The sequence below is a fragment of the Flexivirga sp. genome (assembly GCF_051955415.1).
Taxonomy (GTDB): Bacteria; Actinomycetota; Actinomycetes; order Actinomycetales; family Dermatophilaceae; genus Flexivirga.
On record NZ_JBQCGS010000024.1, the window covers coordinates 33468 to 59778 of the forward strand.

The 26311-nt window shown below is 67.4% G+C and carries 23 protein-coding genes, 1 tRNA gene and 1 riboswitch; of the genes, 17 read left to right on the forward strand and 7 right to left on the reverse strand.

Translation table 11 applies throughout. The annotated features are described in order from the left end of the window. Nucleotides 1–10 precede the first annotated feature (10 nt). From ACTHL4_RS04265 to ACTHL4_RS04275, 3 genes are all read right to left on the reverse strand, one after another. On the reverse strand, nt 11–1027 hold the full coding sequence (locus tag ACTHL4_RS04265; RefSeq protein WP_440281498.1) for a ribonucleotide-diphosphate reductase subunit beta: 1017 nt from the start codon (nt 1025–1027) through the stop codon (nt 11–13). Continuing rightward, complete coding sequence (locus ACTHL4_RS04270) at nt 1018–3516, reverse strand: ribonucleoside-diphosphate reductase subunit alpha (RefSeq protein WP_440281499.1); 2499 nt, start codon at nt 3514–3516, stop codon at nt 1018–1020. The genes ACTHL4_RS04265 and ACTHL4_RS04270 overlap by 10 nt, the downstream gene beginning before the upstream one ends. Nucleotides 3517–3650: 134 nt before the next feature. Beyond that, nucleotides 3651–3852: riboswitch (cobalamin riboswitch) on the reverse strand. 298 nt (nt 3853–4150) lie between these two features. Then, a tRNA-Gly gene (locus tag ACTHL4_RS04275) sits at nt 4151–4221 on the reverse strand. Between the two features lie 115 nt (nt 4222–4336). On the opposite strand from ACTHL4_RS04275, the gene dcd reads away from it, so the two are divergent. From dcd to ACTHL4_RS04320, 9 genes are all read left to right on the forward strand, one after another. Next, the gene (gene dcd, locus ACTHL4_RS04280) at nt 4337–4912 is read left to right on the forward strand and encodes a dCTP deaminase (RefSeq protein ID WP_440281500.1); all 576 of its coding nucleotides are present in this window, start codon (nt 4337–4339) and stop codon (nt 4910–4912) included. A 10-nt stretch (nt 4913–4922) separates the two neighbouring features. After that, nucleotides 4923–5588: an alpha/beta hydrolase family protein gene (locus ACTHL4_RS04285; RefSeq protein WP_440281501.1), complete on the forward strand. Its 666-nt coding sequence runs from the start codon at nt 4923–4925 to the stop codon at nt 5586–5588. Between the two features lie 100 nt (nt 5589–5688). Continuing rightward, nucleotides 5689–6852 (forward strand): ABC transporter ATP-binding protein, encoded by a 1164-nt coding sequence (locus ACTHL4_RS04290; RefSeq protein WP_440281520.1) that lies wholly within the window; start codon nt 5689–5691, stop codon nt 6850–6852. A 6-nt stretch (nt 6853–6858) separates the two neighbouring features. Next, the gene (locus ACTHL4_RS04295; RefSeq protein WP_440281502.1) at nt 6859–7503 is read left to right on the forward strand and encodes an ABC transporter permease; all 645 of its coding nucleotides are present in this window, start codon (nt 6859–6861) and stop codon (nt 7501–7503) included. Further along, nucleotides 7500–8237, forward strand: a complete 738-nt coding sequence (locus ACTHL4_RS04300) for an ABC transporter permease (RefSeq protein ID WP_440281503.1) — start codon at nt 7500–7502, stop codon at nt 8235–8237. The genes ACTHL4_RS04295 and ACTHL4_RS04300 overlap by 4 nt, the downstream gene beginning before the upstream one ends. 64 nt (nt 8238–8301) lie before the next feature. After that, nucleotides 8302–9234, forward strand: a complete 933-nt coding sequence (locus ACTHL4_RS04305) for a glycine betaine ABC transporter substrate-binding protein (protein ID WP_440281504.1) — start codon at nt 8302–8304, stop codon at nt 9232–9234. Between the two features lie 153 nt (nt 9235–9387). Further along, complete coding sequence (locus tag ACTHL4_RS04310; RefSeq protein WP_440281505.1) at nt 9388–10065, forward strand: TetR/AcrR family transcriptional regulator; 678 nt, start codon at nt 9388–9390, stop codon at nt 10063–10065. Beyond that, entirely contained in the window at nt 10066–11802 is a 1737-nt protein-coding gene (locus tag ACTHL4_RS04315; RefSeq protein WP_440281506.1) for an ABC transporter ATP-binding protein, read from the forward strand. Continuing rightward, complete coding sequence (locus ACTHL4_RS04320; RefSeq protein ID WP_440281507.1) at nt 11802–13805, forward strand: ABC transporter ATP-binding protein; 2004 nt, start codon at nt 11802–11804, stop codon at nt 13803–13805. Before ACTHL4_RS04315 ends, ACTHL4_RS04320 begins: the two co-directional genes overlap by 1 nt. 6 nt (nt 13806–13811) lie before the next feature. On the opposite strand, the gene ACTHL4_RS04325 is transcribed toward ACTHL4_RS04320, so the two are convergent. The 3 genes from ACTHL4_RS04325 to ACTHL4_RS04335 are packed head-to-tail and all read right to left on the reverse strand — an operon-like array spanning nt 13812 to nt 16199. Next, a complete protein-coding gene (locus ACTHL4_RS04325; RefSeq protein ID WP_440281508.1) occupies nt 13812–15269 on the reverse strand; it encodes a hypothetical protein in 1458 nt (485 codons plus the stop codon). Further along, nucleotides 15256–15903 (reverse strand): hypothetical protein, encoded by a 648-nt coding sequence (locus tag ACTHL4_RS04330; protein ID WP_440281509.1) that lies wholly within the window; start codon nt 15901–15903, stop codon nt 15256–15258. Before ACTHL4_RS04330 ends, ACTHL4_RS04325 begins: the two co-directional genes overlap by 14 nt. Further along, nucleotides 15900–16199, reverse strand: a complete 300-nt coding sequence (locus ACTHL4_RS04335; protein ID WP_440281510.1) for a hypothetical protein — start codon at nt 16197–16199, stop codon at nt 15900–15902. Before ACTHL4_RS04335 ends, ACTHL4_RS04330 begins: the two co-directional genes overlap by 4 nt. 175 nt (nt 16200–16374) lie before the next feature. Between ACTHL4_RS04335 and ACTHL4_RS04340 the strand changes: the two genes are divergently transcribed. The 4 genes from ACTHL4_RS04340 (at nt 16375) to ACTHL4_RS04355 (ending at nt 20338) form a co-directional block, all read left to right on the forward strand. Beyond that, nucleotides 16375–17460, forward strand: coding sequence for a tellurite resistance/C4-dicarboxylate transporter family protein (locus ACTHL4_RS04340; RefSeq protein ID WP_440281521.1), 1086 nt, complete (start codon nt 16375–16377; stop codon nt 17458–17460). Between the two features lie 125 nt (nt 17461–17585). Further along, nucleotides 17586–18464, forward strand: coding sequence for an ABC transporter substrate-binding protein (locus ACTHL4_RS04345; RefSeq protein WP_440281511.1), 879 nt, complete (start codon nt 17586–17588; stop codon nt 18462–18464). Nucleotides 18465–18498: 34 nt separating this feature from the next. Further along, on the forward strand, nt 18499–19593 hold the full coding sequence (locus ACTHL4_RS04350) for an amino acid ABC transporter permease (protein ID WP_440281512.1): 1095 nt from the start codon (nt 18499–18501) through the stop codon (nt 19591–19593). A 1-nt stretch (nt 19594) separates the two neighbouring features. Further along, entirely contained in the window at nt 19595–20338 is a 744-nt protein-coding gene (locus ACTHL4_RS04355) for an amino acid ABC transporter ATP-binding protein (protein ID WP_440281513.1), read from the forward strand. A gap of 109 nt (nt 20339–20447) precedes the next feature. Here the strand turns inward: ACTHL4_RS04355 and ACTHL4_RS04360 are convergent, their stop codons facing one another. Next, on the reverse strand, nt 20448–22730 hold the full coding sequence (locus ACTHL4_RS04360; RefSeq protein ID WP_440281514.1) for a (Fe-S)-binding protein: 2283 nt from the start codon (nt 22728–22730) through the stop codon (nt 20448–20450). A gap of 187 nt (nt 22731–22917) precedes the next feature. Here ACTHL4_RS04360 and cysK point away from each other — a divergent pair, with 187 nt between their 5' ends. The 4 genes from cysK (at nt 22918) to ACTHL4_RS04380 (ending at nt 26144) form a co-directional block, all read left to right on the forward strand. Further along, nucleotides 22918–23850, forward strand: coding sequence for a cysteine synthase A (gene cysK / locus ACTHL4_RS04365; protein ID WP_440281515.1), 933 nt, complete (start codon nt 22918–22920; stop codon nt 23848–23850). A gap of 6 nt (nt 23851–23856) precedes the next feature. Beyond that, complete coding sequence (gene epsC / locus ACTHL4_RS04370; RefSeq protein WP_440281516.1) at nt 23857–24492, forward strand: serine O-acetyltransferase EpsC; 636 nt, start codon at nt 23857–23859, stop codon at nt 24490–24492. A gap of 155 nt (nt 24493–24647) precedes the next feature. Beyond that, complete coding sequence (locus ACTHL4_RS04375; RefSeq protein ID WP_440281517.1) at nt 24648–25634, forward strand: phosphotransferase family protein; 987 nt, start codon at nt 24648–24650, stop codon at nt 25632–25634. A 69-nt stretch (nt 25635–25703) separates the two neighbouring features. Next, the gene (locus tag ACTHL4_RS04380; RefSeq protein ID WP_440281518.1) at nt 25704–26144 is read left to right on the forward strand and encodes an SPW repeat protein; all 441 of its coding nucleotides are present in this window, start codon (nt 25704–25706) and stop codon (nt 26142–26144) included. Nucleotides 26145–26311: the final 167 nt, after the last annotated feature.

The following is a 26311-nucleotide window of genomic DNA, read 5'->3' on the forward strand; positions in this document are numbered from 1 at the left end:
ACGCCCACGGCTACGATCCGGCTTGGGCGTCCACCTCGTAGCTGGTGTTGATCGACTCGAAGAAGTTGACCAGCTCCAGCGTGTCGTTCGCGGTCGCCATCCACTTCGCCGGATTGCTGACACCCCAGTGCGGTCCGAAGCCCAGCTCCTCCAGTCGGCGGTCGGCCAGATAGCGCACATAGGTGTTGATGTAGTCGGCGTTCAGGCCGAGGATGCCGCGCGGCAGCAGGTCGCGGTTGTACTGCTCCTCCATCTCGACCGCGTCGAAGATCATCTGCTGGATCTCGTCGGCGAACTCCTGAGTCTGCAGGTCGGGGTTCTCCTCGAGCACAGTGAGGATGAGGTTGATCCCGAACTTCAGGTGCAGCGACTCGTCGCGCACGATCCAGTCGATCAGCGAGCCGAAGTTGCGCAGCAGGTTCCGCTGCCGGAAGCTCAGCGCCACCATGAAGCCGCTGTAGAACCAGATGCCTTCCAGCACAACGTTGTACGCGACGAGGTTGCGCACGAAGTCGCGCTTGCCCTCGGTCGTGGTGATGTCCAGCGTCTGTTCCGCCATCCGCTGGATGTAGCGGACCTCGAACTCCTCCTTGGCGGCCATCGACGGTATGTCGACGTGGGCGGCATACGCCTCGTCACGGTCGATGGGGAAGGTCTCCAGCACGTATTCGAACGCCATGCAGTGGTTGGCCTCCTCCCACATCTGCTTGGCCAGGTAGAGGTGTGCCTCGGGCGCGCCGACATACGGGTAGACGCCGAACGCCAGCGCCTTGTTGACCAGCAGCTCGTTGGGGTTGAAGTAGCTCATCAGGAAGGTGACGGCATGCCGCTCCTCGTCCGTCATCCGCTCGAAGTCGCCGAGGTCCTCCCCGAGCTGGATCTCGTGCGGGAACCACGTGTTGGCGACGGCCTGGTTGTACAGGTCGTATGCCCACTGGTAGCGGATCGGCTTGAGCAACAGGCCGTCCTGGATGCCGGTGCCGAGGATGGACGTCTGGGTGTCGGGAGTGGTGGATGTCATTGGCATGCCTCGCATTCGAGAAGTTCCTGGGGGTCGGTGGGGCAGGTGAAGCCCTCTTCGAATTCGGCGACCGGCGCGGTCTTCGGGGTTTCTGCCTGCTCGGGCGGGTGCGTCGCTGCCTTGCGCGCAAAGCCGAATCCGCTTCCGGCCCGGCCGCTTTCGACGGCCTTGTTGACCTTGACGGTCGACTGCTCCGCGCGGTGGCGCGGTTTCATGTGCAGGTAGTAGGTCGTCTTGACACCCTTGCGCCACGCGTCGACATACAGGTCGCTCATGCCACCGATGTCCCGCGACTCCAGGTAGATGTTGCGGCTGATCGCCTGATCGATCCACTTCTGCGCCCGGGAGGCGACCTGCAGGTATGCCGTGGCCGGCAGCTGGAAGGAAGTCTGGAAGACCTCCAGCAGGTCCTCCGGCACGCCGGGTACGACGGACAGGTCACCGCGGGAGCGCAGCAGCTCGTCCCGCACCTGGTCCCACAGGCCGCGTTCCTGCAGCGCGGCCACCAGGTTGCGGTTTACCTCCAGGAACTTGCCGGAGGACGTGGTGCGCGAGAAGAGCTGGGAGAACTGCGGATCCAGGCCGGGAGTGGTGCCGGCGACCAGGCCGATCGACGCCGTCGGTGCGATGGCCATGAGCGTGGCGTTGCGGACGCCGTCGCGGACGCGGGCACGCAACGCGTCCCAGTCCAGGCGTGCGGTCCGCGGCACGTCGACCTCGACGCCACGACGCTTCTCGAGCGTCTCCAGGGTGTCGATCGGCACCAGACCGCGGGACCAGCCGGATCCCGGGAAGTTGGGGTAGGCGCCGCGCTCGACCGCCAGATCACACGATGCGTCGATGGCGTGCCAGCTGATGAACTCGGTCAGCCGGTCGATCAGGTCGGCCGCCTCCTCCGAGGCGTAGGACAGGCCCAACTTCTCCACCACGTCGGTGAAGCCCATGATTCCCAGGCCGATCGCGCGGTTCCGGTCATTGGAGTGCTCCGACTCGGGCACCGAGGAGCGCGTGATGTCGATCAGGTTGTCCAGCTGACGCACGGCGAGACGGGCGGACTCGGCGAGTCGGTCCCAGTCCCATTCGCCGTCCGCATTCAGGTGTCGCGAGAGGTTGATCGAGGCCAGGTTGCACACCGACACGTTGTCGCGGTCCTGCGGCAGCGTGATCTCGGTGCACAGGTTCGACAGGTGGATCGTGCCGGTGTTGTCGTTGAGCGCGCGCTGGTTGACGGTGTCTTTCCATGTCAGCCACGGGTGCGAGGTCGTCTGCAGCGAGACCAGGATCGACCTCCACTGCGCGCGGGCGCGGATCTTCTTGAAGGAGCGCAGCTTCCCGGCCTCGGCCAGAGCGGCATACTCCTGGTAGCGGCGGGAGAAGTCGTCGCCGACCAGCTCCACCAGGTCCGGGGTCTCCAGCGGGTCGAAGAGATACCAGTCGTCATCGGCGACGACGCGCTTCATGAACTCGTCGGACAGCCAGACCGCGGTGTTGGCGGTCCGGGTGCGTCGGTAGGGGTCGCCGGCGTTCTGCCGCAGATCGATGAATTGCGGGAAGTCCAGGTGCCAGTTCTCCATGTAGAAGCACAGCGCCCCGAACTTCTTCCCGCCGCGGGAGACGGCCCGCAGGATCGAGTCGATGGTGTGCATGAAGGGGATCGGCCCGGTGGACGAGGTGTTGTTGCTGCGGATCGGACTGCCTTCCGAGCGCAGTTTGGAGACCGAGAGGCCGATGCCGCCGGTGCCCTTGGTCAGCCACATGACGTCGCGCATCGACTTGGCGATGTGCTCGATGTCGTCGTCCATCTGCATCACGAAGCAGTTGGACAGTTGCGGGGTGACGGTGCCGGCGTTGACCAGCGTCGAGCCGGCCGCCAGGTAGTCCAGCGACGCCATCTTGCGGTAGAAGCCGATCGCGGCCTGGGTCGGGTCCTTCTCGCCCACCGACATACCCATCGCGACACGCATCCAGAAGTATGCCGGGACCTCGAGCGGTCGACGACTGGAATCCGTTGCCATGTAACGGTTCTTGAGGGTGACGATGCCGATGTAGCGCAGTCCGTCGTCCAGGTGGTGGTCGAGCGCGGCCGCGAGCTGCTCCAGGTTGAACGCCGACGCCAGCCGGGGATCGAAGAGCCCGTCCTCGACCGACTCGCGGACGTAGCCGGGGAAGCGCGCCTGGTGCAGCAACGCAAGCTCGGACTGGGTCTCGAAGTCGCCCAGCACCTTCTTGTAGATCGTCTTGAGCAGCAGACGGGAGGCGATGACGTCGAAGTCGGGGTCGTCCTTGACGTTCTGCACCGCGACCGAGATGGCGGCTTCGTCGAGTTGCTCGGTGGTGATGCCGTCGAAGAGGGTGATCGCCAGCTCCGAGGCGATCTGCATGGTCATCGACATGGCGTTCGGCAGGCCGTCGGCCGCCCTCTCGATCGCCCGGTTGATGCGGTCTGCGTCATACGGCTCGCGCGAACCGTCGCGTTTGGTGACGTGTATGGCCACGTGCGGTGTCTCCCGTCTGTCCTCGCTGGTCGTCCGGCGAGGAGGGACGGCGAGCGGGCAGCGCACGCAGATGGGGCATGCCACCGCTCGTTCGTCAGCCCTTCCCGCGCGGGCTGCGGTCGGACCCGTCCACGAACGTGAACGGGGCAGTGGCAGGTCTTCGGACTCGTGACTCCGTGCCAGACGCACACCTACTGGTCGTCGCTTCCCGGGCTGGTCGGCCCAGTGCTGATGACGACGTTCGTCCTCACTCACCGCTGCGGGGGCAGTGCCGGAATCTCACCGGCTTCCCTCTTTCCTCGGGCACGATCGACGACCGCCGTGGCGGTCGGTGTCCGTGCGCGAACCAACTGCGTGAGACACACTATCTAGTGGTGGCGACTTTGCCAAGACCCAACATGCTGTAGTTGCACGCATGTAGTTTTGCCGGTGTCAAATCGGCAGAACGGCGCGAGCCCGAGCCACAGGCGGGCGGTGCGAAGTGGAACCGGCGAGGTGGTGAGCGACCAGCGTTGGCGACGGAAGGGCAAGTGGACGGTCCGCGAGACAACGGTCGGCGCGGCTGCGGCGCGGGGCGAGCGAGCCCGAGCCGCAGGAGGGCGGTGAGGAGTCGAGCACAAGAAACGCAGTGAAGAGCGAGTGACGAGAATCGAACTCGCGTATTCAGCTTGGGAAGCTGATGTTCTACCATTGAACTACACTCGCGTGCCGCGAAAGCCGCTCCCCTGACACGCTGCCGCGGGGGCGATTTCGGACCGGCAGGAGTCTAACCCACGCGCGGCGCCACCGGCGCACGGGCCCGCCGGGTAGCGTGACCCCCGTGCTGCTCTCCGACCGCGACATTCGCGCCCAGATCGACGCCGGACGCGTGCGTCTCGACCCGTATGACGAGACGATGATCCAGCCTTCGAGCATCGACTTCCGACTGGATCGCTTCTTCCGGCTGTTCGACAATCACAAGTATCCGTTCATCGATCCGGCCGCCGAGCAGGACGAACTGACCCGGCTGATCGAGACCGACGCGGGCGAGCCGTTCGTGCTGCACCCGGGGGAGTTCGTGCTGGGCTCGACCTACGAGCAGGTGACGCTGCCGGACGACGTCGCCGCACGGGTGGAGGGCAAGTCGAGCCTGGGCCGGCTGGGCCTGCTCACCCACGCGACCGCCGGCTTCGTGGACCCGGGGTTCTCCGGCCACGTGACCCTGGAGTTGTCCAATGTCGCGACCCTGCCGATCAAGCTGTGGCCGGGCATGAAGATCGGCCAGCTGTGCTTCTTCCAGCTCAGTAGTCCGGCCGAAAGCCTCTATGGCAGCGCGAAATACGGCTCTCACTACCAAGGCCAGCGGGGCCCGACCGCGAGCCGGTCCTACGACAACTTCCACCGGTCGCAGCTGTGAGCGTGACCGCATGAGGCCCCGCTTCGAGGTCGGTCCGGCGCACGCGCAGGTGCGACCGGAGGCACACCCGTTCCTCACGCTGCCGGACGGCAGGCACCGCCCGGAGGCGATCGCCCTGCTGCTGCACGGCGGCGCCGAACACGGTCTGCAGCGCACCTTCAAGGCCAGCCCCCCGGTGCTGCGGATGGTGGCCGTCGCGCGCAGCATCGAGCGCAGTGCCGGCGGCCGCATCGCACCCGCGGTGCTGCGCGACGCGGTGCGCGGATACAACGGTGACGCCCGCTCACCGGTCGTGGATGCTCGGTGGGCGCTGGGGCGGTTGCAGGAGCTCTACCCGGGCGTGCCGCTCGCGCTGGTCGGTCATTCGATGGGGGGTCGGGTCGCACTCGAACTCGCCGGCTGCGAGGGGGTGGTCAGCATCGTCGGTATGGCGCCGTGGATCCCGCGGCAGTACGACGTCGAGCCCTTCCTCGGCCGACACACGCTGCTGTTGCACGGCCGCAAGGACGTCATCACCGATCCGCGGGAGAGCTCACGGCTCGCCGGCCGGATCGTCGCGGCGGGCGGGGACGCGCGCAGCGTCCAGTTGCCCGACGCCCACGCGATGCTGCTGCGAGCGCGCGCGTGGCACCGCCATACGAACGAGTTCCTGCAGCAGACGCTGCTGCGTCCCTGACCTCGCAGCCTCGCAGCGTGCGCGAAAGGCATCGCTCGCCGGGCACGTTGCCGGGTCTGACGCGACAGGATGTCGGTGGCCTGCACTACGTTGGGTGACCATGATCCGCTTCGAGCAGGTGGTCAAGCAGTACGCCGACGGTGCGACCGCCGTCGACGACCTGTCCTTCGATGCCCCGACCGGCCAGATCACCGTCCTGGTGGGACCGTCCGGGTGCGGCAAGACGACGTCGTTGCGGATGATCAACCGGATGATCGAGCCCACCAGCGGCAGCATCTCCATCGACGGTGAGGACGTCCGGACCTTCAATGCCGCGAAGCTGCGCCGGGGCATCGGTTACGTCATCCAGCACGCCGGCCTGTTCCCCAACAAGCGGGTCGTCGACAACGTGGCGACGGTGCCGCAACTGCTCGGCACCCCGAAGGCCAAGGCGCGCGAGCGGGCCCGCGAAGTGCTCGAACTCGTCGGGCTGCCAGGGCGGTTCGCCGACCGCTGGCCGTCACAGCTGTCCGGCGGTCAGCAGCAGCGCGTCGGCGTCGCCCGCGCGCTGGCCGCCGACCCGCCGGTGATGCTGATGGATGAGCCGTTCAGCGCCGTGGACCCGGTGGTGCGGGAGCAACTGCAGGACGAGTTCCTGCGTCTGCAGCGGGACCTCGGCAAGACGATCGTCTTCGTCACGCACGACATCGACGAGGCGCTCAAGCTCGGCGACCAGATCGTGGTCATGCGGGTCGGCGGCCGACTGGCCCAATTGGCCGACCCGGCATACCTGCTCGCCCATCCGATCGACGACTTCGTCGCCGACTTCATCGGCCGGGACCGCGGATATCGAGCGTTGACCTTCGCCGAGACGCCGCCGCTGCCGTTGGCTGCAGAGGTCACGGTGCCGTTGGGCACGACGCCCGAGCAGGCCCGGGCGGCAACGGACGACGAGTGGCTGCTCGTGGTGGACGACGGCCGACCGGTCGGCTGGATCCAGCCGTCGGTGATCACAGCACCGATCGACCCGGCGATGCTGCACCGCGGCGGCACGGTGGCTCGCGCTTCGGGCCCGTTGCGTTCGGCGCTCGATGCGGCGTTGTCGTCACCAAGTCGTCGCGGCGTCATTGCTGCCGATGACGGCAGGCTGCTGGGCACCGTCCGCGCGCATCAGGTGCTGCAGGCGATCGAGGCCACGGACCGCCCCGAGGTCGACGAGGCCGACATCGCGCCGCAACAGGCCGTCGACACCGCCGCCACCTTCAACGCCTCGCACGGCGAGTAGCCACCGGTGTTCTCCTTCATCCAGGACCACTGGTCCGACATCCTCAGCCGCGGCGTCGAGCACGCCTGGCTCGCCGGATTCCCGCTGGTCATCGGCCTGCTGATCTCGCTGCCGCTCGGCTGGCTGGCTCGTCGCGCGTCATGGCTGCGGGTCCTGCTCGTCGGCGGCTCGAGCCTGCTCTACACGATCCCGTCGCTCGCGCTCTTCGTGCTGATGCCGCTCATCGTCGGGACCAGCATCATCGCCCCGATCAACGTCATCATCGCGATGACGATCTACACCCTGGCGCTGCTGGTCCGAACGGTGGCCGACGCACTGGGTGCGGTCTCGGAGGAGACGACACAGGCGGCGATCGCCATGGGATACACCCCGATCCGCCGCTTCTTCGGGGTCGAGCTGCCGCTCGCGGTGCCGGTGATCTCCGCCGGTCTGCGGGTCGCCGCCGTCAGCAACGTCGCCATCGTGAGCGTTGCGGCGTTGCTGGGCATCCGCCAACTCGGGTTCTACCTGACGGACGGCTACCAGACCAGCTACTGGGCGGAGGTCTGGACCGGAGTGGTCGGCTGCCTGGTGCTGGCGCTGATCTTCGACCTGGTGATCCAGGCGATCACCCGGCTGCTGACGCCGTGGCAACGAGCGGTGTCCGCATGACGGGGTCCGTATGGCGCTGGCTGACCGATGGCGCGCACTGGCAGGGCGACACCGGCATCCTGCACCGGTTGCTGGAGCACCTGCAGTATTCCGGCGAGAGCCTGCTGATCGCGGCGCTGATCGCACTGCCGATCGGCGCGTTGATCGGGCACACCGGCAAGGGCAAGTGGATCATCGCGGTGGCCAACGCCTTCCGGGCGATCCCGAGCCTCGGCCTGCTCTTCGTGGTCGCGATGTGGTTCGTGTCCCGCCTCACCGGGGACTCGGCCTACCTCGTCCCGACCGTGATCGTGCTCGTCATTCTTGCCATACCGCCGCTGCTGGCCGGTGCCTACAGCGGCGTCAGCGAGGTGGATCCCGCGGCGCGCGACGCGGCATACGGCATGGGCATGTCGGGCCGTCAGGTGCTTGCCCGTGTCGAGTTGCCCTGCGCCCTGCCGCTCATCTTCTCCGGTGTGCGCAGCGCGGCCCTGCAGATCATCGCGACGGCCACGATCGCGGCGGCGATCAGTGTCGGCGGCCTCGGCCGTTACCTGATCGACGGCCTCGCCAACTCCGATTACGCGCAGATGGCGGGTGGGGCGATCCTCGTCGCCGCGCTCGCGCTGGTCGTCGATGGGCTCCTCGCCGTCCTGCAACAGGTCAGCGTGCCGGGCGGTCTGCGCACCTCCGGGGCGTCCCGCCGGAGGTCGCGCACGACGGCCGCCGCAGCCGAGTCCGCACACGCCGCCTGACTCCGACGGCATGCACGCACCTCACGACCATTCCCAGGCCAATCACCGAGATGAAGGAACCATCATGAAGCGCACACTCTCCGCGACCGCTCTGGGCATCGCCGCGACGCTGGCGCTCGCCGCGTGCGGTGGCGGCAGCAGCAATCCGCTCGGCACGGGCTCCGGCTCGAGCGCCGCGGTGCCGACCGGCGGGGCCGAGGCCGGCACGATCCACGTCGGCGCCGCGAACTTCCCGGAGTCGCAGCTCATCGCCGACATCTATGCCGCGGCGCTCAACGCCAAGGGCCTCAAGGCGACCACCGGGGACCCGATCGGCGCCCGCGAGGTCTACCTGAAGGCGTTGCAGCAGGGCTCGATCGACCTGGTCCCCGAATATGCCTACTCGTTGCTGACCTTCTACGAACCGTCCGCCACCCAGACGGCGCCCGACGCCGTCCGGGCCGCGCTCACCAAGAAGCTGCCGGCAGGCGAGATCGTGCTCGACGCGGCCGCGGCCGAGGACTCCAACACGGTCACGGTCACCAAGGAGACCGCCGACAAGTGGGGCCTGCAGACGATCGGCGATCTGGCCAAGCACTCCAGTGAGGTGACGTTCGCCGCGCCGGCGGAGTTCCAGACGCGCGAGCAGGGTCTGAAGGGCCTGAAGGAGAAGTACAACCTGGTGCCGAAGAGCTTCCGGGCACTGCAGGGCACCGCCATCGTGCAGGCGCTGAAGAACGGCCAGGCGCAGGCGGCGAACATCTTCACCACCGACCCGTCGATCAAGGCCGACGGTTTCGTGGTGCTGAAGGACCCCAAGCACGTCTTCGGCAGCGACAACGTTGTGCCGCTGATCCGCAAGGCGAAGGCATCCGCGAAGGTGCAGTCGGTGCTCAACGCAGTGCAGGCCAAGCTGACCACCGACAAGCTGGCGGCCATGGACAAGCAGGTCCAGGTCGATCACAAGGATGCGGCGAGCGTGGCCAAGCTGTTCGTCTCGGACAACGGCCTCGGCTGATCCGTTCCCGCTGGGTCCGAGCGCTGGGTCGCTGCACCGGGTCCCCTCCGTGCCGGCTGCCGGCCGTTCCCGTCAGGGGAGCGGCCGGCATTGCCGTGCTGCCGTTCAGGAAACTGAGTGAGTGCTCACTCAGTTGTGTTAGCGTGCGATGTCATGGGTGCGTCCGGGTCCACCAGAAGCAGCGGTCGCGCGGCACCGCTGCCGCCACAGGAACGCCGAGAAGCCTTGATCCAGGCGGCGATCGGTGTCATTCGTGAGCGCCATACGCTGCCCACCACCCGGCAGATCGCCGAAGCGGCCGGGGTCGCCGAAGGCACCATCTTCCGGGTCTTCGCCAACAAGGACTCCTTCTTCGACGCCGTCATCGAGCGGACCTTCGACCCACGCTCGCTGCAGGAGGATCTCGGGAAAATCGATGGCGGCGCGGGCCTGGAAACGGTGATGATCGACCTGGTCGCTGTGCTGCAGGCCAGGTTCCAGGAGATCTTCGACATCATGGGCGCCTTCAGCATGGTCGGGCCGCCCGAACGGTTCCGGGACCCCGTGCGGCAGCGGCGCCAGGAAGCGGAGCTGGGCTCGTGTGTGCTGCGGCTGCTCGAGCCGTATGCCGACCAGCTGCGCCTGCCGGTGCCGGAGGTCACCCGGCTGTTGCGGTTGCTGACCTTCAGCGGGAGCCACAAGCACATCAACGACGGCGAGGTGCTAGCACCCGAGGTGATCGTGCAGACGATTTTGTATGGCGTGTCGACGCGTCCGGCCCCGTGGGCGACCGATCCGCTCGAGGGTGGCATGCCGGAACGGTTGGCAGGGAAACAGATTCGGGGGAAGTAGATGCTCTTCACACTCATTCGGGACCGGCTCGCGCCGTATCGCGGCCTGTTGCTGGGGTTGGTGCTGTTGCAACTGGTCAATGTCGGCGCCAACCTCTACCTACCGACGCTCAACGCCGACATCATCGACAATGGCGTCACCCAGGGCGACACCGGCTACATCTGGCGGACCGGCGCGATCATGCTCGGGGTCTCCCTCGTGCAGGTCGTCGGATCGATCGGCGCTGCGTTCTTCGGCGCCCGGATCGCGATGTTCTTCGGGCGCGACACCCGCGCGTCGATCTTCCGGTCGGTCGGCCGGTTCTCGGCGCGGGAGATGAACCAGTTCGGTGCACCGTCCCTGATCACCCGCAGCACCAACGACGTGCAGCAGGTCCAGACGCTGGTGCTGATGAGCTGCACGCTGATGGTCGGTGCACCGATCATGATGATCGGCGGGGTCATCATGTCGCTGCGCCAGGACGCCGGTCTGTCGTGGCTGGTGCTCATCGCGGTCATCGTGCTCGGCGCGGCGGTCGGCTCCGTGGTCCGCAAGATGGTGCCCGGGTTCCGCCTGGTGCAGCAGCGCATCGACATCGTCAACCGGGTGATGCGCGAACACCTCTCGGGTGTCCGGGTGATCCGCGCGTTCACCCGCGAGCGGTATGAGGAGCGGCGCTTCGACGGGGCGACGGACAGCCTCACCGAGATCTCGACCAAGGTCGGCAGCCTGATGATGATCATGTTCCCGACGGTCATCACGGTCATGAACCTGTCGACGATCGGCGTCTGGTGGTTCGGTGCCCATCAGGTCGCGAACGGTGACGTGCAGATCGGCTCCCTCTCGGCATACATGACCTATCTGATCCAGATCCTGATGTCGGTGATGATGGCGACCTTCATGTTCATGATGATCCCGCGTGCCTCGGTGGCAGCGGAGCGGATCACCGAGGTGGTCGACACCCAACCCTCGGTGCAGCCGCCGATGCAGCCGGTCACGCCCACCCACGTGCGGGGCGTCGTCGAGCTGGACGAGGCCACCATGCAATACCCGGGTGCCGACGATCCGGTGCTGCGATCGGTGAGCCTGCATGCCGAACCGGGCCAGACCGTGGCGATCATCGGCTCGACCGGATCGGGCAAGTCGACCCTGCTCTCGCTGATCGCACGTCTCTTCGACACGACCTCCGGTGCAGTGCGCATCGACGGTGTCGACGTGCGGGATCTGGACCCGCAGCTGTTGTGGGGACACGTCGGCATCGTTCCGCAGAAGGCCTACCTCTTCTCCGGCACCGTCGCCAGCAACCTGCGCTACGGCAACCCGGACGCGACCGACGAGCAGCTCTGGCGGGCGCTGGAGATCGCCCAGGCCCGCGACTTCGTCGAGCGGATGGACGGCGGGCTCGACGCCGCCGTCACGCAGGGCGGCACCAACGTGTCCGGTGGACAACGCCAGCGCCTGTGCATCGCTCGTGCGCTCGTGGCGCAGCCGCGGATCTATCTCTTCGACGACTCCTTCTCCGCGTTGGACCTGGCGACCGACCGAAGGTTGCGTGAAGCGCTCGCACCGCACGTTCTCGATGCGACAGTTTTCATTGTCGCCCAGCGGGTTTCGACCATCCGCACTGCGGACATCATCCTGGTGCTGGAGGACGGCGACGTGGTCGGCATGGGCACGCACGACGACCTGCTGGTGACCTGCGAGGCCTATCGCGAGATCGTCGCCTCTCAGGGCGGCACCGGTGAGGAGGCCGCGTGATGGCCAAGAAGACCCCCGCGAAGCAGGACCTGCCGGCGGTGCCCGCGGACCGCGCGGCCAAACCCTTCCGCCGGGGGGGCGGGCCGCACATGGGCGTCGGTATGGCGGAGAAGTCCAAGGATTTCAGCGGCTCCGCGCAACGGTTGCTGCGCCGGCTGAGTCCCCACCGGGCCCGGTTGGTCACCATCCTGGTGCTGACGGTCGCGGCTGTCGCTCTCAACGTGGTCGGGCCCAAGGTGCTCGGCAAGGCGGTCGACACCATCTACTCGGGGGCGGTGGCATCGCATCTCCCGCAGGGGCAGACCAAGCAACAGGTCGTGCAGGCGTTGCGCGATCGCGGTCAGGGCACCTTCGCCGACATGGTGTCGGGCATGGACCTGGTGCCCGGCGTGGGGATCGACTTCGGCACGCTCGGCCGGATCCTGCTGGTGGTGCTGTGCCTGTATCTCGCTGCCGGTGCCTTCCAGTTCGTCCAGGCGCGGCTGCTCAACCGGGTCGTGCAGGACACCATGAACACCCTGCGCAAGGACGTCGAGTCGAAGATCAACAGGGTGCCGCTCAGTTATCTGGACGGCCAGCCCCGCGGTGAGCTGCTCTCGCGGGTCACCAACGACATCGACAACATCGGCCAGTCGATGCAGCAGACCATCAGTCAGCTGCTGGTCAACGGGCTGACGGTGATCGGTGTCGTGGTGATGATGCTGACGATCTCCTGGTGGTTGACGCTGGTGGCGATGATCGCCATACCGATCGTGATGCTGGTGACCGGGCAGGTGATGAAGCGCTCGCAGAAGCTGTTCATCGCGCAGTGGGGTCACACCGGCGCACTCAACGCGCAGATCGAGGAGACGTTCACCGGGCACGAGCTTGTCAAGGTCTTCGGCCGGCAGCGCGAGGTGGACGCGTCGTTCGACGGCACGAACGACCAGCTCACCACGGTCAGCTGGCGGGCGCAGTTCGTCAGTGGTCTGGTGATGCCGATCATGATGTTCGTCGGCAACCTGCAGTACGTCGTGGTGTGCGTGCTCGGCGGGTTGCAGGTGGCCAACGGCTCGATGACGCTGGGCAACGTCACCGCGTTCGTGCAGTATTCGCGGCAATTCACCCAGCCGCTGACCCAGCTGGCTTCGATGGTCAACCTCATGCAGTCCGGTGTCGCGAGCGCCGAACGCGTCTTCGAGGTGCTGGACGCGCCGGAGCAGCGCCCGGACGCGGACACGCCGATGGCGCCGACACGTGGCGCGGTGGAGTTCGAGCACGTGCGCTTCGGTTATGCGCCGGACGCGCCGCTGATCGATGATCTGTCGCTCGCGGTCCGGCCGGGCCAGACGGTGGCGATCGTGGGACCGACCGGCGCCGGCAAGACGACACTGGTCAACCTGATCATGCGCTTCTACGAGCTGGATTCCGGGCGCATCCTCATCGACGGCCAGGACATCACCACCATCAGCAGGCATGATCTGCGATCGCGGATCGGCATGGTGCTGCAGGACGCCTGGCTCTTCCACGGGACGATCCGCGACAACATCGCCTACGGCCGCATGGACGCGACGGAGCAGCAGATCCAGGCAGCCGCCCAGGCGACCTTCGTCGACCGCTTCGTGCGGTCGCTGCCGGACGGCTACGACACCGTCATCGACGAGGAAGGCTCCGGGGTGTCGGTCGGTGAACGACAGCTGATCACCATCGCCCGGGCCTTCCTGGCGGATCCGGCGATGTTGATCCTGGACGAGGCGACCTCGTCGGTGGACACCCGCACCGAGGTGCTGCTGCAGGAGGCGATGGCGGCGCTGCGATCGGACCGCACCAGTTTCGTGATCGCGCACCGCCTCTCGACGATCCGTGACGCTGACACCATCCTGGTCATGGAGGACGGCCACATCGTCGAGCAGGGGGACCACGACAGCCTGCTTGCGGCCGAGGGCGCCTACCACCGGCTCTACATGTCGCAGTTCGAAGGAGCGATGACGGAGTCGGACCCGAACGCGCTGGACCCGGCATGAAGCGCGTCACGGTCTGCGCAACTGGAAGGTGAAGTCGGTGTCCGTCCCGTCGAGGAATCGGTGGTTGCGCGTGTACCACTGTGAGAGCTGGCGCTCGGCCCGGTCCGGGGTCAGCTCCTGCGACGACCGGGCGTAGCGCGACGCGTCGTGCGCGTCGGCGAGGCCGTGCAGCTTCTCACCCTTCGGTGTCTCGCACACGATGTTGGTCCGGTTGGTGGCGTCGGGGTTGGGCACGCCGTCGGCGCGCGGCACCGGATCGTGGATGTTTTCCACGGAGAGCACGTTGACGCTCTTGGGCACGGTGATCCGGCCGATCGGCGAGCCGGCGGTGACGACCTCCGTGACGTCGAACTTGTCCCGGAAGTGCGGGTCCGCCGCCAGCCGGGTCGCGACGATGCCGCCCTGGCTGTGCCCGGCCATCATCACCGGCTCGCTGCCGGGCCGCACTCCGGCCTCGCGCATGGCGGCCGTCACGGCTTTGTCGATCGCCGGATAGAGCGTGTGGTCGGTGCCGGCCATGCTCGCCAGATTGGCGGCGGTGGACGACGGGCCGTGGTCGCTGGTGAGGTCCCAATGCGTCGTCCCGGGGATCGACACCACCCATGCGCCCTTGCCGTCGGTCCCGACGACGCGGCGGACGTGCACCACCGAGTGGTCGGAGTCGGACTGGTGCTCGGTGGTAGCGGCCTCCCCGACGATGTCGCTCAGCTGCCGTTGCCTGGCGGGTCTGCTGGACCTGCCGGTCTGCTTGACCTGTAACGGTTTGGAGTCGGCGAACCAGCCGAGCTTCTGGCCGCTCGCCAGCAGCCAGCCGATCTGCCCCTCGTAGTCATCGGGTGCCGGGCCGAACGCGACCAGCAGCGCCGGGAACTTGCGCACGACGGCCGGCATCAGGAAGCTGGTCCAGGCGACGGATCCGTCGACCAGAGCCGGGTCGTTCGAGACTTCATGCTGCAGGTCGTTGGTGAACCTGTCGGTCCATGCCCTTCCGTTGCGGATCAGTGCTGCGCCGTACTCGCTGCGCGACCCGACCGGAGGCGGAGTGGGGTGCCGGAGCGTCGCGTCGGTCGCGGCGAGCGCGATGTCGGTCAGCAATCGCTGCGGGGTCGTGGCGATGGTGAGCGCCGCGAAGGCCGCACGTTGCGTCGCGTCCGCGAGTTCGTATGCCGTGGCGCTCCACCGCAGCGTGCGTGCGACGAACTCCATCCGCAGTGCCAGTCCGCCGAGATCGACCGTCAACGCGGCGATCTGCTCGGTGATGCGCAGCGCCGATCCGGGGGAGAGGATGGCGCTCTTGGCGGGCAGCGACAATCCGATGCGCACCACCGAGGTGCACAGGTGTCGTGCGTCGTCGCCGGAGGTGTCCAGCCGCGTTGCCGTCGTGCGCATGTCGAGGAAGTGGGCCTCGGTGGACCCGGAGCCGCCGCCGACCGTGCACTGCGGTGCGGTGTCAGTGGTCGGCATGGGCACACCCCTGCAGCAGGTCGGCGAAGGCATTGATCCGTGCCTGCACCTGGATGCTCGTCATGGGCCGGAAGGCCAGGTCGTCGTCGGCGTCGGCGCTCAGACAGCCCCAGCCGCCGGGTAACAGGTGCAGCATGGTGGCGAAGCCCTCGATGCCCGGCGCGGTCAGTCGCAGCGCCAGGACCGCTTCGGCACCCCACGCGAATTGGGTGACCCACCAAGGAAGCCCCGGCAGTTCGAGCTCGTCACGGGCCGCGTCGAGGCGTTCGCAGTCACCTTGCCGGATCACCTCTGCCAGCGCGAGGAGCTCACCGGGAGCCAGCGGCGGGATGTCCGGGAGTGGTGATGCCTCGCTCGTCGGTCCTGTCCCGGTGACATCTTCCAGCATGGTGGCGAGGCCGACGAGCTCTGCGCCGAGCCGGTCGGCCGGGCCGCTGATGAGTCGCCACACCCCGTCGGAGGGCAGCAGCAGCTCGAAGTCCTCGCCGGTGGCGCGGGCCAGCACGGCCAGTGCACGAGTCCGGGTGCGGGCACTGATCGTCGCGTGTGCCCCGGCCGTCAGTCGGTCGGTGACCGTCCGCAACTCCGACTGCCGGACCGGCCGCTGCGCGAGGGTGACGCTCACGGCGGTCACGGCAGGAACCCGGTGACGGGTGCGACGAGGTGCACGACGGACTTGACGACGTTCTCGTGGTCCGACACGTGGCGGGCGTGGCTGTAGAGCAGGCGACTGAGGTGGTCGAGGTCGTCGGCCCGGTCCCGGAACTCGGTCGCCCGATCGGTGAGTTTCTTGCGGTATCGCTCGGCGCCCAGGCTCTGCCAGCGCACCGAACTGTTGCTGCTGACCGAAGTGGCTGCGCTGCGCGCCTGCGTCGCCAGTCGGGCGGCGCGGCGGGCTTGTTCGCGGATCTGATCTGGGTCGTCGGACATGCCGACGACAGTAGGTATGTCCTCGGTTGCGGGGCAGCGGCGAACGTTCTTCCTGTGGACGACCCGGCAGCGACCTCGGGGGTGTGCACAACGCGTGTCATCGGCGGCGGCCGTGAACGACCACCGCGCCACCCAGCCGGAGCCGAGCCGACGGCGGTAGCGTCGCCCCGTGGTCATGGAAGTGCTCGAGCGGACGCGGGAGGCCGTCAGCCGGTTGTCGCCGGGCTATTTCGCGCTGGTGATGGCCACCGGCATCGTCTCCTCCGGCCTGCGACTGGATGGGGCGACCCGCCTGGCGGACCTGTTGTTGATCATCGCCGGTGCGGCGTTCGTCGTGCTGGCGATCTGCAACGTCTGGCGACTGATCGAATTCACCTCGCGAGCGGTCGCCGACTTCTTCGACCCCCAGTTGGCGTTCGGCTACTTCACCTCGGTCGCCGCGGCCGGGGTGCTCGCCGGCGGCGTGTCCGCCCACGGTCTGATCGTGCTCGCGCTGGTGCTCTTCGTCCTCGGCTTCACCGCCTGGCTGCTGCTGGGGTATGCCGTGCCCTGGGCGACCATGCTCGATCGATCGCACCGCCCGACCGTGCGCAACGCCAACGGTTCCTGGTTCCTGTGGGTGGTCTCCAGCCAGTCGGTCGCGACGATGGCCGCCATACTCGAGCGGCACCTGCACGCTGCCGAGCACCTCTTTGCCATGCTCGCAGTCGTCGCCTGGTCGGTCGGCGTCTTCCTGTATGGCGCCGAGAGCATGCTGATCGCGTTGCGGGAGATGCTCTACGACGCCGACTTCGCGCCGTCCTATTGGGTCTGCATGGGTGCCGCGTCGATCACCGTGCTGGCCGGCGCCGAGATCCTGGACTCGCCCGGCTCCGCGGTGGTGACCAACGTGCAACCGATCCTGGACGCGGCCACCGTGATGTTCTGGTCGTTCGCTTCCTGGTTGCTGCCGATGCTGATGGTGGCGTTCTGCTGGCGGCACTTCGTGCGGCGCATGTCCCTGGCGTATGACGTCAGCCTCTGGAGTGTGGTCTTCCCGCTCGGCATGTATGCCGTGGCCTCGATGCACCTGGGACAGGTCGAGGAACTGCCGTGGGTCGAACACATCGGCCGCGTCGAGCTGTGGCTTGCCTTCGCGATCTGGTGCGTCGTCTCGGTCGGTTTCGTGCGCCACCTCCACCGCACACTGCTGCGGAGCCGTGGCGCGTCGCGCGCCGAACGCCATACCGCAGCACAGGACGGCAGCACCGCCGCTCGATAACGAATAGTCGCTCATTCAGCAGAATTCCCACGTAATCCCGGTCGACCGCCATATGGTGACTCGCACACAGGCCGGGCGGCATTCCCCGATGCTCGGCGATGTCCCTGCGGAAGGAATTCCAGGTCATGGCATTCACACGTACTCTCAGCATCGTCGGCGCAGTGGCTCTGGCCAGCTCCCTGGCAGCATGCGGTTCGAGCTCGAGCGGCGGCGGTTCGTCGGCGGGCGGCTCCGGCAAATACGGCAACTGCAAGATCACCAGCAAGGCCAACTCGATCAAGATCACGCCGGCGGTCAAGGACACGCTGACCGTGGAGACGACGTTGCCGGCGCAGGGCTGGTGGAACGGCACCACCGCCTCGTCCATCAAGGACGGCTACGAATACTGCATGGCCGCCGAGCTGGCCAACATGGCCGGGCTGAAGAAGCTGTCCATCAAGAACGTGTCGTTCGACCAGCTGGTCGCCGGGCACACCAACAACTTCGACATCGCGCTCGCGGAGATCTCGATCACCCCGGCCCGTGCCAAGGTCGTCGACTTCTCCAAGCCCTACTTCGACTCCAACATCGGGGTGCTGACCAAGAAGGGTGCCGGCGTCACCGCCGACAACATCAAGAGCAAGCGGTGCGCGGCATACTCCGGCACCACCTCGGTCGACTTCCTCAAGAACAAGCTCAAGTGCAAGACGCAGAAGGTCTACCCGGACAACCAGACGCTCTACCAGGGCGTCCTGTCCGGGCAGTCCGATGTCGCGTTGCTGGACACCGCGATCGTGCTGGCGGAGGCCAAGCAGACCGGCGGCAAGCTGGAGGTCGCGGGCCAGTACAAGACCGGTGAGAAGTACGGCGCGATCTACCCGAAGGGTTCGGCGAACGAGAAGGAGTTCGACAAGGGCATCACCACGCTGGTGAACGACGGCACGCTCAAGACGCTGTCCAAGGACTACCTCGGCCCGGCCTTCGGTGGCGACCCGGCGGCGGTCCCGGTGTGGACCGTCAAGTGAGTCGGTCTGACCGAACGCGAAGGGGGTTGACCCCATGAGCATGCGTGCTCTCGTCAACGAAGAGACGCAGCAGGCGCCCGAGCCCAGTCCACCGCACAAGGTGACCGGGTTCGCGGTCGCCGCGCTCGTCGTCGATGTCGTCGGCATCGCGCTGGTGTTGTACGGCGCGAAGTTGCTGCGCGACTACAACCACGGCAATGCCTTCTCGACCGTCGTCGGGGCCATCCTGGTGCTGATGTCGCTCTATCCGCTGTGGCCCACGGTTCAGGGCTTCTCGGGCGCGTCGAAGCGGGCGAAGCTGCTGGACGACAACCAACTGGTCGCCGCCCGCCGAGCGGCGGCACGCGGTCGCGAGGACGCCGCCATCGGTCTCGGCTACGGGGTGGCGGCGATCATCGTCGGTTGCCTGATGTGGTTGGCGTTGACCAACCAGGGTGCGGTCGCCGACACATTCTTCCGGGTGGATGCCTGGCGGCAGTCGTTCCCCGAGGCCATCCAAGGCTTCTGGATCAACGTCTGGGTCGCCGTGGTCTCCTTCGTGCTGGTGCTGATCTTCGGTCTCATCCTGGCGATCATGCGCATGCTGCCGGGACGCGCCGGTGCGCCGCTGCGACTCATCGCGACGGTCTATTGCGATGTGTTCCGGGCGATCCCGGCGATCGTGACGGTCCTCCTGGTGGTCTTCGGGGTCCCCCTGGCGTTCACCTTCACCCAGACCTGGAACGCCGCGTACCTCGGTGTCGTCGCGCTGACCCTGACCTATTCGGCGTATGTCGCAGAGGTCTACCGGGCCGGCCTGGCGTCGATCCATCCCAGCCAGACCGCCGGCTCGCGGTCGCTCGGCCTCAGCTACGCGCAGACGCTGCGGGCGGTGCTGGTCCCGCAGGCGGTCCGCCGGATGGTGCCGCCGTTGCTGAACGACTTCATCAGCCTGCAGAAGGACACGGCGTTGCTGTCGATCGCCGCCATCCCGGAGGTCCTGACGGTCACCAAATTGTGGGAGTCCAAACTGTTCACCCTTGCTCCGGTGACCCTGGCCGCAGTGTTCTTCATCATCGTCACGATCCCGCAGGCGCGTTTCGTGGATTACCTGATCAACCGGGATGCAGCGAAACGGGCGGGTGGTTGAGATGGCTTTCCTGGAGATCAACGACGTCCGAAAGTCTTACGGACACAACGAAGTGCTCAAGGGCGTGTCGATCAGCGTCGAACGCCACGAGGTGGTGTGCCTGATCGGGGCGTCCGGGTCGGGCAAGTCGACGCTGCTGCGCTGCGTCAACCAGTTGGAGCAGGTCAACGGTGGTGAGATCCTCATCGAGGGTGACACCGTCACCGGCGCCGGCGTCGACCTCAACCGGTTGCGGCGGGATGTCGGCATCGTCTTCCAGAGCTACAACCTCTTCCCGCACATGTCGGTGCTGAAGAACATCATGCTCGCCCCGACGATGGTGGCCGGGGTCAAGGACAAGCAGGCACGTGAGAAGGCCATGGCACTGCTGGACTCGGTCGGTATGGCGGAGAAGGCCGAGGCCTACCCCGACATGCTGTCCGGTGGCCAGCAACAGCGCGTCGCGATCGTGCGGGCGCTGGCCATGGAGCCGCGCATCATGCTGCTGGACGAGATCACCGCGGCGCTCGACCCGGAGCTCGTGGGCGACGTCCTGGAGATCGTGCGCGAACTGGCCCACGACGGGCTGACCATGCTGCTGGCGACGCACGAAATGGGCTTCGCCAAGGAGGTCGCCACCCAGGTGTGCTTCCTGGAGCAGGGTCAGATCCTGGAGAAGGGCCCGCCGCAGCAGATCTTCGAGAACCCGCAGGAGGAGCGCACCCAGCAGTTCCTCAGCCGGGTGGTGAAGTCCGGCCGTCTCTAGTCCGGGGTCCGGATCGAAAGGACCCGGAAAGCATTGAGAGGCCCCACAATTCGCACCGAATTGTGGGGCCTCTCCACGCGGATCGGGTCCTCTCGATCCTGGCGACGGGCTACTCAGGACGACGCTCGACCAGCGTGCTCTCCGTGCCGCGGCGGACGGCGGCGAGCAGCATGTTCGCGACGTCGACGACCTCCACGTCCTCGCGGGCGTTGCCGTCGGACTGTTCGGCGGTGAGGCCGTCGGTCATCATCACCCGGCAGAACGGGCAGCCGATCGCGATTCGGTCGGCGCCGGTCGCGACGGCCTCCTTCGTGCGGCCCACGTTGATCCGCGAGCCGAGCTTCTCCTCCATCCACATGCGCGCACCGCCCGCGCCGCAGCAGAACGACTTCTCCTTCGAGCGCTCCATCTCGCGGTACTCCACGCCCGGCAGCGCACCGATCAGTTCACGCGGCGGGGCGTAGACACCGTTGTGCCGGCCGAGGTAGCACGGGTCGTGGTAGGTGACCGAGGCGCCGGTCGAGGCGGCGCTGTCGCCGGCGATGGCTTCGTCCGGGCGGGCGACCGGCGTCAGGCGCTTGTCACGCACCAGCTTGTTGAGCAGCTGGGTGTGGTGCACGACCTCGTATTCGCCACCCAGCTGGGGATATTCGTTCTTCAGCGTGTTGAAGCAGTGCGCGCACGTGACGACGATCTTCGTCGCGCCGGCCTCGTTCAGCGTCTCGACGTTCTGTGACGCCAGCGCCTGGAAGAGCATCTCGTTGCCCGCACGTCGTGCCGGGTCACCGGTGCAGGCCTCGCCGTCACCAAGGACCGCGAACGAAACCCCTGCAGTGTCCAGGAGTTCCGCGACTGCGCGGGTGGTCTTCTTGGCACGGTCCTCGTAGGCGCCGGCGCAGCCGACCCAGAAGAGGTAGTCGACCTCGTCGAGCTTCTCCACGTCCTGGCCGAAGACCTTCACCTCGAAGGGCAGGCCCTTGGCCCAGTCGAGCCGGGCGCGGGCCGACATACCCCAGGGGTTCTGCTTGCCCTCGAGGTTCTTGAAGAGTCCGCCGAGCTCGGACGGGAACGCCGACTCGATCAGTGTCTGGTAGCGCAGCATGTCGACGATGTGGTCGACGTGCTCGATGTCGACCGGGCACTGCTCGACGCAGGCGCCGCAGGTCGTGCACGACCACAGCACGTCGGAGTCGATGATTGCGCCGGCCTCGCCCAGCGGGTTGTATGCCGTCAGCGGCGAGCCCACGTCATACCCGGTGGCGCCGACCAGGGGGATCTGCATGATCGGGTTGTCCGCGGTGGCCGGTCCGGTGCCGGCGGCCGCCTGAGCGGCCTGCAGGTAGGGCGCCTTGGCGTGGGCGTTCTCCCGCAGCGTCATCATCAGCAGCTTCGGCGACAACGGCTTGTCGGTGTTCCAGGCCGGGCACTGCGACTGGCAGCGGCCGCACTCGGTGCATGTGGAGAAGTCCAGCAGGCCCTTCCAGGTGAACTCCTCCACCGCCCCGACGCCGAAGGTGGTGTCCTCGTCCCGGTCCTCCAGCGACTCCATGGTCACCGGGGTGCCGGCCACGGTCATCGGCTGCAGCGCACCCAGCGAGGTGGACCCGTCCGCGTGCCGCTTGAAGAAGATGTTGAAGAAGGCCAGGAATCGATGCCACGCCACACCCATCGTGATGTTGCGGGCGATGACGATCAGCCAGGTCATCGCGGTGAGGATCTTGATGGTGGAGATCACCACGATCAGCGCCTTGACGGTGCCGGCGTCCAGGTGATGCAGCCACTCGCCGTACCAGGCAGTGAGCGGGAAGTGCAGTCCGCTCGCCGAGCCCTCGCCCTCGTACCGGCCGATCGCGTATTCCAGGCCGCGCAGCGCCAGCACGCAGATGATCTCGATGAGGATGACCATCTCGACGAAGTAGGCCTGCCAGAACGTCGACCCGAAGAAGCGCGACCGGCGTCCGTCCCGGCCGGCCGAGCGCGCGGGGTGCTTGTCGCGGCGGTTCCAGATGAGCCAGCAGATGCCGACCAGGCCGGTCCAGCCCAGCACCTCCACGAGCCATTCGTAGAGCACGAAATGCCCGATCAGCGGCAGCGCGAACGTCGGGTCCCACACCTGGAAGTACGACGTGAGCACCGCCAGCGACAGGACGATGAACGAGATCATGGTGACCCAGTGCGCCATCGCCACGATCGGCAGGCGCGCCATCCGGGTGTGCCCGAACACCTCCCGCACGAGCGTCGCCGTGCGGCGTCCCTTGTGATCGCCACGGCTTTCCGGGCGGCCGAGACGGAACGTCTGCACGAAACCTCGGACGGCGGGTATGGCGACGGCGATGCCGGCGGCGGTGATCGCCAGGGTGATGATCGCGGCCACGATCTGCAAGGCTGTCATGCGGGCAGTCTAATCACCTGTTACTGGTCGGTAACTTCTGCCGTGTGACTCGCGCACTGATCGGGCGATGGACACTGTTTGCGCGTTCAATAACAACCTGTTGGAATACGCATAACCGGTCCTCGTGTTGGACCGGGCGCGGCCGGACGCAGGCCCGGCGCTCTCCGGACAAGGAAAGGCAACAGACGTGCCCATCTTCGACGACGTCACCCAGGCGATCGGCAACACACCGCTCGTGCGCATCAACCGGATCATCGACGCACCCGAGGGCACCACCGTTGCCGCCAAGCTGGAGTTCAACAACCCCGGCGCTTCGGTCAAGGACCGCATCGGCGCCGCGATCATCAAGGCCGCCGAGGACGCCGGCGAGTTGAAGCCGGGTGGCACGATCGTCGAGGCGACCAGCGGCAACACCGGCATCGCGCTGGCGATGGTGGGTGCGGCCAAGGGTTACGACGTGGTCCTCGCGATGCCGGAGAGTGCGAGCAAGGAGCGCCGCGCGCTGCTGCGCGCGTTCGGCGCGGAGCTGGTGCTGACCGACCCGGCGGGCGGCATGAAGGGCGCGGTCGAGCAGGCCGAGCAGATCGCCCAGGAGCGTGGCGGGGTGCTGGCCCGTCAGTTCGCCAACGAGGCCAACGCCCGGGTGCACCGCGAGACGACCGCCGAGGAGGTCTGGCGCGACACCGATGGCAAGGTCGACATCCTCGTCTCGGGCATCGGCACCGGCGGCACCATCACCGGTGTCGGCCAAGTGCTCAAGGAGCGCAAGCCGGAGGTCCGGGTCGTGGCCGTGGAGCCCGCCGAGTCGCCCATCCTCAACGGCGGCAAGCCCGGCCCGCACAAGATTCAGGGCCTGGGCGCCAACTTCGTGCCCGAGGTGCTGGACACCGACGTGTATGACGAGGTGCTCGACATCAACTTCGAGCAGGCCATCGAATGGGCCCGCAAGGCCGCGACGCAGGAGGGCCTGCTGGTCGGCATCTCCTCCGGTGCGGCGCTGGCGGCCGCGGCACAGGTCGCCGCCCGGCCTGAGTCGGCCGGCAAGACCATCGTGGTCATCATCCCCAGCTTCGGCGAGCGCTACCTGTCGACGGCGCTCTTCGAAGGTTTGGTTGACTAGCCAGTCATGGCCCACGGCACGCTGCTCACCACTGGTCATCGTTCGAAACCGGTGACGCAGTCGGTGCGCGCTGCCGTCGCGTCGGTGCGCGAGGATCTCGACGCCGCCATGCAGCGTGACCCCGCGACGACCTCGCGCCTGGAGATGGCGCTGGCGTCGCCGGGGCTGCACGCCATCTGGGCGCACCGGGTCGCGCACCGCATGTGGCGCAAGGGTGGCCGCTGGCGGCTGCCGGCCCGGCTGGTCTCCCAGGCGGCTCGCACGGCGACCGGCGTGGAGATCCACCCGGGGGCACGGATCGGCCGGCGCTTCTTCATCGATCACGGCATGGGCGTGGTCATCGGCGAGACCGCCGAGGTCGGTGACGACGTGATGCTCTACCACGGAGTCACCCTCGGTGGCCGTTCGCTCGACCGGGTCAAACGGCACCCGACGGTCGGCAACAAGGTCACGATCGGCGCCGGCGCACGGCTGCTCGGTCCGCTCACCGTCGGCGAGGAAGCGCAGATCGGCGCCAATGCCGTCGTGGTGCGAGACGTCCCGTCATACAGCGTGGCGGTGGGGGTCCCGGCGAAGGTGCGCCCGTCGCAGCCAGTGGCCGCGCAGCCTGACCCCTATGCGGATCCCGCACTCTTCATCTGAGATCGATCCACTCGGCGCCAAGGTCACGAAAGTCGCTACTGTCGTCACTTCTTCGCGGTTTCGTGGCAATTTCGGCGAGTAACCCGCGACGGTAGCGACTGCGTGTCCGTTAATCGGTCGCGCGCTCCTGCGTCGGGCCGCAATAGCGTCGGCGGATGCCGATGGACCTGGAACAGGCGACGTCATACCTCAGTGACCGATTCGAGAACGTCTGCGACGTCGCTCCGGTGCTTGCCGGCGCGTGGTCGACACCCTATTTCTTCACCGCTGACATCGACGGCGCGGCGACCGGCCTGGTGGCACGGTTCGGGCCGCACGTTGACGATTTCGTGAAGGACGTGCTGGCATCCGGCTGGTCGGCGCCGGCGCTGCCCACGCCTCGCGCGCACGCGCTCTTCGCCGTGGAAGATGGGTACGGCGTGGTGACCGAGCGGCACTCCGGCACTTTCCTGGAGGCGCTGGACCCGGCCGGTTGGTCGCGTGCGCTGCCGCAGCTGTTCGCCGCGATCGATGCACTCCGGCAGGTGCCGTTGCAGACCCGGTTGCCGTCGGACGTCGCGGTGGGCGACGGGGTCGACACCCGGCTCGACGCGGCACAGATCGGACTGGGCATCAGCTGGCACGACTGGCTGAGCGACCTGTCGGACGAGCCGGACCAACGAGGCGGCGGATGGTCGCGGCCGCTGGCGGAGTCGCCGACCGGAGACCGCAGCTTCCACGAGGGTCTGGAGTTGCTGGCCACGCTCAGCGACGGGCTGGAGCCGCCGCGCAGCTTCGTGCACTGCGACCTGCTGAACCGGAATGTCACCGTGGCGGACGACGGCGGGGCGCTGCGCGCTGTCTTCGACTGGGGCTGCCTGTTCTCCGGTGACTATGTGTATGACATTGCGTGGCTGGAGTTCTGGGCGCCGTGGCATGCCGGTATGGCGAGGCTGGACGTCAGGGAAGCGGCTCGCGCACATTTCGAACCGACCGACCCGGCGATCGACGCCTTCGACGAACGAATGCGCGTGTGCGCCATACACATCGGGCTGTGTCACTTGGCGTACAACGCTTTCGTCGGCAACCTCGACGAGATCGCGGCGTGCGACCGGCGGCTGGCGCGGTATGACGCGCGATGCGATGCCGTGGCGACCAACTGAGGCGGCGTCATTTCGCCGTGTCGGGAGGAGAATGGAGACGCAACTTCTCCCCCACACAGGAGGTGGGTCATGGCAACGCACCACATTTTCGACACGTCGATGGCACACCACCCGGACATCGTGGCCCTGCGGGACCGCTACGACCGGGCGGCGGGGACTCCACGTGCTCAGCTCGCCGAGGGCTTGATGGTCCTCGCCGGCGGGTACGCAGCGATCTCACCCTGGATCATCGGCTTCAGCGGCAGCACCACACCGCTGGCGATCAACGATCTGATCGTCGGTGTGGCGATCATGGTGATGACGATCGCGTGCGCGGGTTCGGGCGGCCGGATGTACGGCATGGCGTGGGTGACACCGGTGATGGGTCTGTGGCTCATCGTCGCCAACTGGGTCATGCACGGCATCAACCCGTCCGTCGGCACGACGATCAGCAACATCGTCGTCGGGGCTTGCGTGCTGGTGCTCGGCGCCGCGGTGATGGGGGCCACGATGCGGCCCGAGCGCACCTGACCGGTCCGCGCGGCCGCAGTGTCGTCCGCGCGGCATACACCAAGGGGCGCGGGGGCCCCGCGGGGGGGGCCCCCCCCCGACATTGTGGTGGTGGGGGTGGTGTCCACGCCCCGGGGGGCGCGGGACCCGAACCGGCCCCGGCCCCCCACGAGGGCCACGGGCCCCCG

Excerpts from the sequence above, each read along its gene's own strand:
- ACTHL4_RS04265 (WP_440281498.1), bottom strand. The coding sequence starts at position 1,027 with ATGCCAATGACATCCACCACTCCCGACACCCAGACGTCCATCCTCGGC.
- ACTHL4_RS04285 (WP_440281501.1), top strand. The coding sequence starts at position 4,923 with ATGAGGCCCCGCTTCGAGGTCGGTCCGGCGCACGCGCAGGTGCGACCG.
- ACTHL4_RS04290 (WP_440281520.1), top strand. The coding sequence starts at position 5,689 with ATGATCCGCTTCGAGCAGGTGGTCAAGCAGTACGCCGACGGTGCGACC.
- ACTHL4_RS04300 (WP_440281503.1), top strand. The coding sequence starts at position 7,500 with ATGACGGGGTCCGTATGGCGCTGGCTGACCGATGGCGCGCACTGGCAG.
- ACTHL4_RS04305 (WP_440281504.1), top strand. The coding sequence starts at position 8,302 with ATGAAGCGCACACTCTCCGCGACCGCTCTGGGCATCGCCGCGACGCTG.
- ACTHL4_RS04310 (WP_440281505.1), top strand. The coding sequence starts at position 9,388 with ATGGGTGCGTCCGGGTCCACCAGAAGCAGCGGTCGCGCGGCACCGCTG.
- ACTHL4_RS04315 (WP_440281506.1), top strand. The coding sequence starts at position 10,066 with ATGCTCTTCACACTCATTCGGGACCGGCTCGCGCCGTATCGCGGCCTG.
- ACTHL4_RS04320 (WP_440281507.1), top strand. The coding sequence starts at position 11,802 with ATGGCCAAGAAGACCCCCGCGAAGCAGGACCTGCCGGCGGTGCCCGCG.
- ACTHL4_RS04325 (WP_440281508.1), bottom strand. The coding sequence starts at position 15,269 with ATGCCGACCACTGACACCGCACCGCAGTGCACGGTCGGCGGCGGCTCC.
- ACTHL4_RS04335 (WP_440281510.1), bottom strand. The coding sequence starts at position 16,199 with ATGTCCGACGACCCAGATCAGATCCGCGAACAAGCCCGCCGCGCCGCC.
- ACTHL4_RS04340 (WP_440281521.1), top strand. The coding sequence starts at position 16,375 with ATGGAAGTGCTCGAGCGGACGCGGGAGGCCGTCAGCCGGTTGTCGCCG.
- ACTHL4_RS04345 (WP_440281511.1), top strand. The coding sequence starts at position 17,586 with ATGGCATTCACACGTACTCTCAGCATCGTCGGCGCAGTGGCTCTGGCC.
- ACTHL4_RS04350 (WP_440281512.1), top strand. The coding sequence starts at position 18,499 with ATGAGCATGCGTGCTCTCGTCAACGAAGAGACGCAGCAGGCGCCCGAG.
- ACTHL4_RS04355 (WP_440281513.1), top strand. The coding sequence starts at position 19,595 with ATGGCTTTCCTGGAGATCAACGACGTCCGAAAGTCTTACGGACACAAC.
- ACTHL4_RS04360 (WP_440281514.1), bottom strand. The coding sequence starts at position 22,730 with ATGACAGCCTTGCAGATCGTGGCCGCGATCATCACCCTGGCGATCACC.
- epsC (WP_440281516.1), top strand. The coding sequence starts at position 23,857 with ATGGCCCACGGCACGCTGCTCACCACTGGTCATCGTTCGAAACCGGTG.
- ACTHL4_RS04375 (WP_440281517.1), top strand. The coding sequence starts at position 24,648 with ATGCCGATGGACCTGGAACAGGCGACGTCATACCTCAGTGACCGATTC.
- ACTHL4_RS04380 (WP_440281518.1), top strand. The coding sequence starts at position 25,704 with ATGGCAACGCACCACATTTTCGACACGTCGATGGCACACCACCCGGAC.